Source organism: uncultured Capnocytophaga sp., from assembly GCF_963525585.1.
Lineage (GTDB): Bacteria > Bacteroidota > Bacteroidia > Flavobacteriales > Flavobacteriaceae > Capnocytophaga.
The window spans coordinates 1-9356 of the sequence record NZ_CAURLX010000060.1; the positions used below are offsets into that span (position 1 = coordinate 1).

Annotated in this window: 11 protein-coding genes; 3 read left to right on the forward strand and 8 right to left on the reverse strand. The window is 38.3% G+C overall.

The genetic code is table 11. From position 1 onward, the window contains the following. The 5 genes from RYK20_RS10205 to RYK20_RS10225 form a co-directional block, all read right to left on the reverse strand. The coding region (locus RYK20_RS10205) for a hypothetical protein (RefSeq protein ID WP_314895346.1) at positions 1-1001 on the reverse strand (1001 nt) is incomplete at its 3' end. Positions 1002-1020: 19 nt separating this feature from the next. Next, positions 1021-1695 (reverse strand): tetratricopeptide repeat protein, encoded by a 675-nt coding sequence (locus tag RYK20_RS10210; RefSeq protein ID WP_314895347.1) that lies wholly within the window; start codon positions 1693-1695, stop codon positions 1021-1023. A gap of 167 nt (positions 1696-1862) precedes the next feature. Next, positions 1863-2801 (reverse strand): SIMPL domain-containing protein, encoded by a 939-nt coding sequence (locus RYK20_RS10215; RefSeq protein WP_314895348.1) that lies wholly within the window; start codon positions 2799-2801, stop codon positions 1863-1865. An 8-nt stretch (positions 2802-2809) separates the two neighbouring features. Further along, on the reverse strand, positions 2810-3289 hold the full coding sequence (locus tag RYK20_RS10220) for a hypothetical protein (protein WP_314895349.1): 480 nt from the start codon (positions 3287-3289) through the stop codon (positions 2810-2812). An 11-nt stretch (positions 3290-3300) separates the two neighbouring features. Next, positions 3301-4242, reverse strand: coding sequence for a hypothetical protein (locus RYK20_RS10225; protein ID WP_314895350.1), 942 nt, complete (start codon positions 4240-4242; stop codon positions 3301-3303). Between the two features lie 360 nt (positions 4243-4602). Between RYK20_RS10225 and RYK20_RS10230 the strand changes: the two genes are divergently transcribed. From RYK20_RS10230 to RYK20_RS10240, 3 genes are all read left to right on the forward strand, one after another. Beyond that, on the forward strand, positions 4603-5067 hold the full coding sequence (locus RYK20_RS10230; RefSeq protein ID WP_314895351.1) for a hypothetical protein: 465 nt from the start codon (positions 4603-4605) through the stop codon (positions 5065-5067). A 445-nt stretch (positions 5068-5512) separates the two neighbouring features. Continuing rightward, on the forward strand, positions 5513-5920 hold the full coding sequence (locus tag RYK20_RS10235) for a hypothetical protein (protein ID WP_314895352.1): 408 nt from the start codon (positions 5513-5515) through the stop codon (positions 5918-5920). A gap of 65 nt (positions 5921-5985) precedes the next feature. Then, entirely contained in the window at positions 5986-6384 is a 399-nt protein-coding gene (locus RYK20_RS10240; protein ID WP_314895353.1) for a hypothetical protein, read from the forward strand. Positions 6385-6591: 207 nt separating this feature from the next. Here RYK20_RS10240 and RYK20_RS10245 read toward each other — a convergent pair whose 3' ends face one another. The 3 genes from RYK20_RS10245 to RYK20_RS10255 are packed head-to-tail and all read right to left on the reverse strand — an operon-like array spanning position 6592 to position 8793. After that, the gene (locus RYK20_RS10245; RefSeq protein ID WP_311457598.1) at positions 6592-7434 is read right to left on the reverse strand and encodes a sugar phosphate nucleotidyltransferase; all 843 of its coding nucleotides are present in this window, start codon (positions 7432-7434) and stop codon (positions 6592-6594) included. Position 7435: 1 nt separating this feature from the next. Beyond that, positions 7436-7873: a type II 3-dehydroquinate dehydratase gene (locus RYK20_RS10250; protein WP_297979272.1), complete on the reverse strand. Its 438-nt coding sequence runs from the start codon at positions 7871-7873 to the stop codon at positions 7436-7438. After that, positions 7873-8793 (reverse strand): LLM class oxidoreductase, encoded by a 921-nt coding sequence (locus tag RYK20_RS10255; RefSeq protein ID WP_297979275.1) that lies wholly within the window; start codon positions 8791-8793, stop codon positions 7873-7875. Before RYK20_RS10255 ends, RYK20_RS10250 begins: the two co-directional genes overlap by 1 nt. Positions 8794-9356: the final 563 nt, after the last annotated feature.

Sequence of the window (9356 nt, forward strand, 5' to 3'; positions counted from 1 at the left end):
GGAATGCCCAGTGATGCCCATTCTTCTTTGAGGCGTTTGGCACAAGCGACTAATAGCTTCGTGGCTGCACTGCTCTTTTCTTGCATTTCGGTTTCTTGATTGAAAAGGTCGAAGAGGGCAGCATCTTCTTCGTTGGGTTCTATATCTATGGTATGAGCATATTCGGCAGTGTTCCAAAGGTAGTGTTTTGCCTCTTTGCCATACTTTTGGTATTCTTGTCTTTCGCTTTCAGTACCAAAGCCTATCCTTGTGGGCAGTATGTTTTGGTAGTCAAACGATAGGTTGATGCAGTACAAAGGCTCTTTTACAGGGTATGCCTTAATGGCAGGCACTAATAGTGCATAGTAGCGTTCCGCAGCTTTTTCAGAGAGGGCTTTATAACTGATTTTCTTATCTTTCTTCTGATACCATACATAGCCGGTTCCGCTGGTAATACTATTGAGTTTTCCCAGCATATCATAGGTATAGAGAAGGGTATTATCAATGGGTTTTAGATAATAATCTAATCCCTTTTCCTCCTGACGAATGAGTTTGTCCCCCTCATAGTACATAGTCTTTTCTCTCCAAGTTTTACTATTATCGAAAGCAGAGTAAGCGGAGTGGATTGATTGTAAGAGTCCCTCCTTATAGATGAATATGTTTACACTTAAACATTCTTTCTTAACATAAGAATTAAAGTGATAATTGATAATTTGGTTTTCCTCACGGAAATAGAAGTCTTCGTAACATTCGTCTCCATATCCGATATAAGAGCGTTCTAGGATAATTTCGTCGTTGGCATTCACGCCATACAAGTATTTATCATCGGTCTTTTCAGGGGTTTCTTTTAGGATTTTACTCTTGGGAAACTTGTGTTCTTCAAAATAAAAAGGCTCTAAAGAAAAGAGTCCCACGCCTCCTGCTGCCCAAAACCAACGCACTACTTGTGCCTCTATTTGGGTTTTCAACGTTGGGTAATCCGCTTGGGCTTGTTCGTAAAGTTTTATTGCTTGTTCTCTCATAGTTTTATTTGTAAAATGATTAAAGACCACTAATTTTTTTCCAGTCTTCAAGCGCTTGTTTGTTTGCCCGATGTTCTGATAGAGGATAGATAAGATCTTCTTCCTTTAGCTTTTTAAGTCGGGTAAGGTACATTTTTTCATATTTTGCCATTAGTTTCTCATCACCCTTTTGCTTGTATATTTCTTTGAGGTAGAAAAAAGGTTCCCAATCCTTATTGGCTACAGTATATTTGCCTGCCTCTACCGCCTTAAGCAACTCTTCTTCGGCTTCGTCTATACGCCCCAAATGGAATAGCGCACCCCCTAAAGCAGTGCCATAGTAGGCTTTTCGTTTTTCATTAATCCACCCATCGCTATTTCTGTTGAGCGCTTTTTCGAGCCAAGGAATAGCTTCTTCCCATTTAGCTTGATGAAGATACATATTCCCATAATTATAGAAGATATAGTTTAAAGTAGTGTACCCATTTTCGGTTATGTATTTTAAGGCTTTAGCAGCCATTACTTCCGCTTTGTCATACTGGGCAACATCTGCCAATAAGCCAAAGTAATCCCCAAAAAACATAGCCCTATCAAAGGTATCCGAGAGTTCTGTCTCTACCTTTGGGCAGAGCGTTTCATAGATAGCCAAAGCTTCCTTATATTGGCATCTTTTTAGAGATTTGGCTGTGTCCCATTGTTTGATTATTGGACTCATTTTATTTTTAGTTTTTAATTGCCACTATTGAGATTGCTAGAAACCTATCCTAAATAAAGCATTATGCCACCGCTGGCGCGATTCAGATACTCGCACCAACGGTGAATAATTTGCTTAGACTTGGTCGTAAAGTTTCCTTGCTTGTTCTCTCATATTATGGAGAATTGCTAAGGCAAGTTTATCTTCTTCAGTTCGCCAGCAGGGGTCAGCAATAGTGCCTCTTTAGCTTTGTTTTTATCAGGATGATTGACACTCATTTTCATCTCATAGACCACTTGTATCATAGGCTCTACGATAATAGGGTTGAGTACCACATCAAAATCTCGGTTAGCAATAGGTTGGTAATACTGAGTAGTAGACTTGTTGGCTTGCACCACATTGCCTGCTCGCTTGCCTTGTAAGGATGCACTACTATAGGCTTCGTAGCTACTATATTGTTCGGTAGGGGAAATGTGGAAAAAACCATCAACAACCTTCTTTTCAGCGGAGACAAAGCTCTCCCCAAGGGTTGTTTCATAGAGCTTTTGTTTTTCAGCAAAGGCAGATTTCACCTTGTCTTTGAGTTCTTTTTTTATGGTCTCTAACTGGCTACTGTAGTAGTCCATACGTACAAGGTCATAAATCTCATTATTAGCCAGTAGAGTGATTAACTCATTGAGTCGAGAGGCTTCATTGATTTTGATATGTAAGTTTTGCTTGAGTTCAAAGCCCATAGGCACTTCATTGTAGGTGCGCTTGCTAAAGACTTTCTTCTCGGTCTCGTATTCGTACATAGGCACAAAGGAGATCATATCTACAAAAGCCTCCATATTCTTAGCCTTTAGGGCAGAGAGCACAGGCGAAAGGCGCTGACTCATTAGGGAGGTAGCCTCTTCAGCACTCTTGCCTACCTGCACCACACTGAAGATTGCCACAAAGGCATCTGCTTTGATATTAGCCAGTCCTTTGGCAGAGACTACCATTTCGTAATTGGTAGGGAAATCAACAGAAAAGTTGTTGTTATTCAAGCTATTTCTGCCTCTGTTTTGGTAATTGAGATTTCCTAAGGCTTGCCCAAAACCGAGCATTGTGCTCACAAGGGCTACGGATAAAAAGAAATGTTTCATATTATTTATTATTTAATATTTAGCGGTATGATAGCTCCTACTGAAAAGCGGAATTTGCCCGTGTCAAAAGGATAGTTGTCACTCATTTTACCCCAAGGGAATGCGTAACCTGCTTTTACGTAGAGGAAAAGAATTTGGAAACCTGCTTCGGGGGCAAAGTAATAGGGAGAGACATTCAGCTGGGGGCGCAATAGCAAGACAGGAATATCAACAAAGCCTCCACGCTCATTATCCGCTCTTATCCACGCCGATACTTGTGCTTCGGGGATAGCAATAAGTTGTTTGTTCTCTGAGCGGAAGTTACCAGCAATACCCACTGATAGTGCTATATTATTGCTGTCGTAACAATTGAAATGCAAGCCTAATTGCCCATAAGTAGACCCTTGTTTGAGGTAACTGGCATCTATTACGTATAGAAGTTCTTTAGAAGTTTGGGCTACAGCAGGGAGTATTACCCATACACATAGTAGTAAAAAGAGTTTTTTCATTATATTTCAATTTATTTTTTCAACATAAGCATATTGACCTCTTGGATAAAGAAGTTGAGGTTTTGGTTCAGTGAATGTATCACCGACTGCATTTGGTCAAACATCTCGGCACGGGTATGCAAATCTCCCGCATTATAGACGCCTCCATCGCTAAAAACTACCGCTTTCAGTGCCTTTTCTTTGTCATTGTCAAAAAGATGTCTGATCCATCTCTTTTGTGTGTTTCGCAAAACAGAACTCTCTCCTGAATTGGTAAAACGAGGTTCGTTAAGCATATACCATACAAAGGGAGGAAACTCTATGTCATTTTTCTCAGTGATAAAACAACGCAACAGATTGCGAGGGTGTAGTAGGTTTACTTTTTTCCCCTTCGGATTAAGGGTGAGAAAACTCAAGCCTGCCCCCAGCACTCCACTGCCTACAGTGACCCCTTTGTTCCAATTGTCATCGGCTATATAAGCCCCCGCCACGGCTGAGGCTGCTCCCACAAGTATGGAGGCTACCGTAAGGCGCGTAACATTCTTGTCGTTGATGTTGCTTAGGGTAGTAGCTATTTGGTCTATGCGCTCTTCTTCACAATCCAGTTCCGCAGTTACCGAATTCATTTGTGAGAAAATAGCGTTAATCTTGCTATGGATCTCTATTTTTAAGGTATTGCGTTTTAGTTGTGCCTGCTCAGAAGAATCATTGGCCAAGGCAATTAATGACAATAGAGCCTCATCGGTATCGGAGGCATAAGCAATAAGGATATTTCTGGAGGATAGTTTTCCTTCAAAAAGTTTTTTACCCAAAGCAAGCTTTGCTTCATCAATTTCTATAGGGGCTTCCTTCTCCATTTTCATTGTATAAGGCGGAGGAACACAATAGTCATCGGGAACTTTTATTTTCTTAGAAGCACAACCTATACAGAGGAATAGGAGGAGTAAAAGGAGTCGTTGGTAGCTTTTCATCATATAACAATTAATCTTCGTATTTTTCGATAAAATGAGTCACTATAAAAGCCAGCAGAAAGGCGATGCACAAGCAGAAGTCGCCAACGATTGCCAAAGGAATGAGAAGAGCGGTTCTGAGAGTGCTACCGAAAGTTTTCTGATGCTTTTCTAAAAGATGTAGGGTAATGAATACTTTTATATTCAAATTCTATTATTTAATGGGACAAATATACAAAATAATGATTAATTTTGTACATTTGTTGCCTTAGAAAACATTTGCTTATACGAGACATCAGTAGGGGCTTGTACTAAGAGTAAAAGAACTACAACCTCGCACCAGCGGAGAGAATTTCTAAAAAGACAAATATATATTTAGATACTATGAAATTTGGAATATCAATTACAATAGATGAAAAAGCAGATCATAAATCTCATTTAATCATTGCCTTATCAGAGGCTCTAAAAGAATATTTTCAAGATAAAAATTATGGGGAAGATATAAAAGATTATATTATAGGGTGTATTTGCATTTTGCCCCCTGAAGGCTTTGAAAAATTTAATAAGCCTAAAAAACCTATTTATATAGATGATAAAACCACTAAAAATAGGTTTACAGGAGAAGAGCTGAGAATGCACAAGCTTTTTATCAATGAATTTAATTTCAATGCGGATGAATATGAAGAATTTATTTCAGTATCAGATGAAGAAAGTAAAAAGATATTGGAAAACAAAATCATAGAGAGTTTAGAAAATTTGGATAAACTCCCTAAAAAAGTCAAAGACTTTGATAAGAAGAGATTTAAAAATGATTTGTTAGTTTTTCTAAAGAAAGAGACTCAAATATAAACATCATATGGTAAAGAAAGTAATACTTTGTATATTAGTTATTTTTGTAGCTTGGCTATTGGCTGTTTTACTACACAATTGGGGTGTTGATTTTTATAAAAAATACTATTCTTTTAAAAGAGATTTATCTTTTGGAATAATTATTCATTTTGTATTTCTGTATTATTTCCCTGTAACTTTAGTGGGTTGTACCCTTTTATTTTTTGCTAAAAGGCAACTGATGCTTATCCCTCATTTATTCCTTATCCTTTATATTTTATATATTGGGAATTATAGGCCCTACAGAACCTTGCTTATACTTTTTTCTATTAGTATGGGGTATCTTTTATTGAGGTTTAGTTTAAAATATATTTTTGCCAGAAAGATAACTATTAATAACTAATTTTTCCCTGCCAACGCACATTGAGAGCTTGTACTGAGAAGAAAAAAATAAAACATTATGGTTTTGAACGAATTGAAAAAAGTAAAAGGTATTTATTATTTAGTAGAAGAAGGTCATTATGGGCTTAAAATGATATTGGAGTTTGAAGATACTGAATATTTATACTTTGATTCTTGTAAATTTCAAATAAAAAAGAATGAAACATTAAACCTAATAACATCTAAATGGACAAAGTTGGAGTATCCTGAGTTAGAAAAGGATGATGTTTATATAAAAGAAATAAAAGAAGATGAGGCTATAGCTTATTTCATTAGATTTTCAAATGATGATATACTGCATATTTACGAGTATGTTGATGGTTTAGAAAATTGGTTTTTAGATTTTGAAATTGTATCACCTAAAAATGAAAATTATAATGAGATAATGACCCATATGAATGAAACTTGGGTAAAAAGACTCTTATCATATTAAATATCTTTCAAATTACCATAAAAAACTATTCAGACAAAAGTTAATTGAAACCATTTCGATAGAAAATGAAAGTATTAAAGGAATTTTATTCTTGGAATCACTATATATATTTTATATTCTTTCTTGCGGTATTGGTATTTACAGTGAGTGCTTATGTTGATATAAAAAATAAAGAGGATTTTATAAAATATAACAATCCCGTTAAAGTATATATTCTTAATATTTATAGGTTTGCAAAATCATCATCTACCTGTGATGTTACATATAATAACAGCGTATATAAAGGAATTCCTTATCCAGGCAAATTAAAAGAAGGGGAATATAATGATACTATTTTTTATTATGATAAAGAAAAGGATATCCTATTTGTAGGAAAAATAGAATATAAGATTGTATATATCTTATCGTGCTTGTCTTTCTTCTTTCTACTTTTATGGATAAAAAATATACGAAGTCCTCGCTAGCACAAGTCACACTCGCTTGCAGGGATTCAACGATTTTAGCTTATACCTCCAAAACTGAAAACTATAAAGAACTAAAAGCACCGCTAGCGCAACCTTCTAGTTTGTGCTGAAAAATAAAAGAGCTGGAAGCTCTAAGAATACTAGGTACGAGCTGAAAGCTCGCACCTACATATTAAAGCTCCTATGCTAGCTATTTATGAGAGAGTGTTAGAAAGGATAGCCCTCTAGGGAAGCGATGCTCTGCTGTACCAAAGGGAGATCTTCCTGATAGGTCATTCCGAACCATTTCTCAGGGGTAGGAATCACCTCTACTGTGTAGCCCTGTGCTTGTGCGTGACTGACGATAGTAGGAATATAGAACTCTGCTTTCTCGCTGGAGGCATTCTCCTGTAAGAACTGCTCAAAGAGAGGCTCCGCTAAGGAGAATATTTCGGGAGAGAATCCCCAGAAATTCATAGAGACAGGGGTATCCATTGGGAAAATAGCTCCTGTACGTTCATCTTTTACCTCGGTGGCAGAAAGGGGAGCGAGCTTGGTATATTCCTGAATATCTATCAGGTGATTCTGAGCATCTACGTGGCAGATACCTCTTGATACGGTACCATTAGGGGAGAGGGTATTTCCTAAGGAATAGCCCGCCGAGAAGATTCGCTGTGGGTGGGCTTGACTGAGTACCTGTGCCATACGAGCAAAAGGATTACGCCCATAGAAGTCGTCAGCATTGATGATTAGGAAAGGCTCTTGTACTACGTCCTTAAGGCAGAGCATTGCGTGACCTGTTCCCCAAGGCTTCTTGCGCTGGAGGGCTGCAGGAGTCAGGGTATCCTGATGGACAAAGGAAAACTGCGTTCCTGGGAATACCTTGTGTAAGTGTTCACGGAGGATAGGTTCCATAGCTGAACGAATAATTAAAACTACGCCTGTAAAGCCGTTCTCTAGGGCATCATAGATAGCGTAATCCATTAGAATAATATCCTTATGAATAGGCACCAATTGCTTATCGGCACCGAAGCGGGAACCTAAACCCGCAGCAAGTATGGTAAGTAACATCTTATAATTTGTTAATTAAAAAACTTTCTATTGCTAAGCGATAACTATCGTAGCCAAAACCGACAATAACCCCTTTGGCTACGGGAGAGAGGTAGGAATGATGCCTGAAAGGCTCACGAGCAAAGGTATTGGAAATATGTACTTCCACCACTGGCACAGGGATACTCCTCAGGGTATCGTGTAAGGCGATAGAAGTATGGGTCAGCGCCCCTGCATTAAGAATAAAGCCGAGGGTATCTTGCTCAAAACCCTTCTGCTGGATGATATCAATGAGCGCCCCCTCCCAGTTGGACTGGAAAAGAATCAGTTCCACTGTGGGGTAGTCCTTGCGGAGTGCTTGGAAATAATCCTCAAAGGAGCCTTCTCCATAGATGGAAGGCTCACGCTTGCCTAGCAAGTTCAGGTTAGGACCATTGATAATATAGAGGTATTGCTTCATTAGTCGTTCATATAAGGAATTACCTCCTTACCTATTTCGTCCAAGACCTCATCAAGGGGACGAGAACAGAACTTAGCGATAAAGATTCCGTGGCTCACACCAATGAGCTTAAGGGTCTGGAGCAGGTCGATAAAGGCATTACGCCCCAGACGGAAGCCGAGTTCTATGTTGATAGGTTCGGCATTGGGATCTTCTACTAGGTCAATGTAAAGAGGCTGTATATAAGGCTTATCTGGGAGGTTATGCTTCTTGAGAGCATCCTTCCAGTTTTGGATAATATTTTTGGTATAAGTGAACTCCCTTGGGTAATATATCCATCCATCTCCATTGGTCGCAATCCAGTCAAGGTTGATTCCCCCAGCATGTCCGGTAACATACATAGGGATATTCTTGTTCAAGGGCTTAGGAATAAAGTCGGCTTCGCCCTGCATTTTCCCGAAAGAGGTGTCATAGTGAGGAAAGTCCTCGCTCCAGAGCTTCCTGAGGGTCTCCATCTGTCGCATAAAGTCGACACTTCTGGAAGCATAAGGCTTAGCAAAAGCGGGGTACTCGATGGCACGGTCACCGGAGGCTACCCCTAGGTGGAGGCGTCCTGGGAAAAGACAATCAATACTCGCTGCGGCTTTGGCAAAGTGAATCGGGTGCCTTAAGGGAAGGACCATACTAGCAGTACCAAGCTTAATATGCTGAGTGAGGGAGGCTATATGAGCAAGGTATACCCAAGGATCATATATTTGTCCTACATCGCGAAAATTAGGGTCAAAAAGAGGTACATCGCGCACCCAGAGAGTGTGAAAACCTAGGGCTTCTGCCTGTTGAGCAAGAGCAATCTGGGCGTGCTTATCCATACGGGGAATGGGACCTTCAAAAGCTTCAATAGGGAAAAGTATCCCTAGAGAAAGTTTGTCCGTGGCTATCATAACTTGGTGGTTTAAAAAATTTGCCAAAGATACAACTTTTTTTGAATTATTAATTGTTAATTGTTAATGATTAACTTTTAATTATCCTCATTAGTGCAAACTTGCATTGGATGAGTCTTTAACCAGTAAAAAAGTTCTCAAGGGAATCCCTGAGAACTTAAAAAAATTTAATAGATGATTTTTTAACCTAAAAAATAACAGCTATCAAAAAGATATTGTTACAATGATTAAAAAACGGGGCAAATTTATATCTTTTTTTGAAATAAACAAAAAAAATCATTTATTGTTTTTTTATTTAAGTTGTTTATGTGCGTTACATCTGTTACTTTGCTAGCATAAGTTTGTATTTAATTACGTATAGTAAATTCTACTTTTGGTATAGAAAACACCTTTTTATTCTTCTTATAACCCTTTTTCTCTATACTTTTGCCGCTGTAATACTTTAATCTTCATTACAGTGAAAGAAATATTTACCTTTATAACCCTCTTTTTTGGGGTGAATTCTTTTGCGCAAATTAGCGTAAAAACGGAATACATCAGCAATTCCAAATTCTACGATGCGG

What these genes read in the sequence shown, in the direction of transcription:
- RYK20_RS10220 (WP_314895349.1), bottom strand. Translation starts at nt 3,289, where the DNA reads ATGAAAAAACTCTTTTTACTACTATGTGTATGGGTAATACTCCCTGCT.
- RYK20_RS10225 (WP_314895350.1), bottom strand. Translation starts at nt 4,242, where the DNA reads ATGATGAAAAGCTACCAACGACTCCTTTTACTCCTCCTATTCCTCTGT.
- RYK20_RS10210 (WP_314895347.1), bottom strand. Translation starts at nt 1,695, where the DNA reads ATGAGTCCAATAATCAAACAATGGGACACAGCCAAATCTCTAAAAAGA.
- RYK20_RS10230 (WP_314895351.1), top strand. Translation starts at nt 4,603, where the DNA reads ATGAAATTTGGAATATCAATTACAATAGATGAAAAAGCAGATCATAAA.
- RYK20_RS10240 (WP_314895353.1), top strand. Translation starts at nt 5,986, where the DNA reads ATGAAAGTATTAAAGGAATTTTATTCTTGGAATCACTATATATATTTT.
- RYK20_RS10255 (WP_297979275.1), bottom strand. Translation starts at nt 8,793, where the DNA reads ATGATAGCCACGGACAAACTTTCTCTAGGGATACTTTTCCCTATTGAA.
- RYK20_RS10245 (WP_311457598.1), bottom strand. Translation starts at nt 7,434, where the DNA reads ATGTTACTTACCATACTTGCTGCGGGTTTAGGTTCCCGCTTCGGTGCC.
- RYK20_RS10250 (WP_297979272.1), bottom strand. Translation starts at nt 7,873, where the DNA reads ATGAAGCAATACCTCTATATTATCAATGGTCCTAACCTGAACTTGCTA.
- RYK20_RS10215 (WP_314895348.1), bottom strand. Translation starts at nt 2,801, where the DNA reads ATGAAACATTTCTTTTTATCCGTAGCCCTTGTGAGCACAATGCTCGGT.